Origin of the sequence: Priestia sp. SIMBA_032 (assembly GCF_046535215.1) — a bacterium.
GTDB classification, from domain to species: Bacteria; Bacillota; Bacilli; order Bacillales; family Bacillaceae_H; genus Priestia; species Priestia aryabhattai.
The window spans coordinates 1-526 of the sequence record NZ_JAWRXD010000100.1; the positions used below are offsets into that span (position 1 = coordinate 1).

A 526-nucleotide genomic window follows, 5' to 3' on the forward strand; every position below is an offset into this window, starting at 1 on the left:
GTGCTTTTGTTAAATAAGCAACGCCCGGTGTAGAAATAACGCCAAGGCGCATTACTTCTGCTCCAGTTGATAATAGACCTGCTACTAAAGCTCCTTCTAACATATGGCCAGATACACGTGTATCACGACCGATAATTACTTTTGGACGATCTGTATCTTTTGTTAATACATAACCACCAAAACGCCCAATTTTGAAAGCTAATTCAGGTGTTAACTCCTAATTTGCAACGCCACGTACTCCATCTGTCCCAAAATATTTACCCATTATGATTCGCTCCTTTTTCTTGCTCTTTTTGATTATGGTTATCTACCGTTGGTTCTTGACTAGTTTCTTTATCTTTATCTTGATTTTGGTTTTGATTATTTTCCTGTTCCGTTTCTTTTTCTTGATTGGATTCAGGATTTTTTGGCTTCTCATTTTGATTTTCTTGATTGGTGTTTGAATCCGGTTGTTGACCGTTACCCTGTACTTCTTTATCTGGTTTTTCTTTCTTTACAATAGTAACTTTAGCACTTTTTTGTTTTG

The 526-nt window shown here is 36.3% G+C and carries 2 pseudogenes; both read right to left on the minus strand.

Annotated features, from left to right (window positions below):
* Positions 1-265, minus strand: a pseudogene (locus tag SB717_RS33485) (phosphoglucosamine mutase); the annotation flags it as partial.
* Positions 258-526 (minus strand): annotated as a pseudogene (locus SB717_RS33490) (CdaR family protein); the annotation flags it as partial. The pseudogenes SB717_RS33490 and SB717_RS33485, both read right to left, overlap by 8 nt.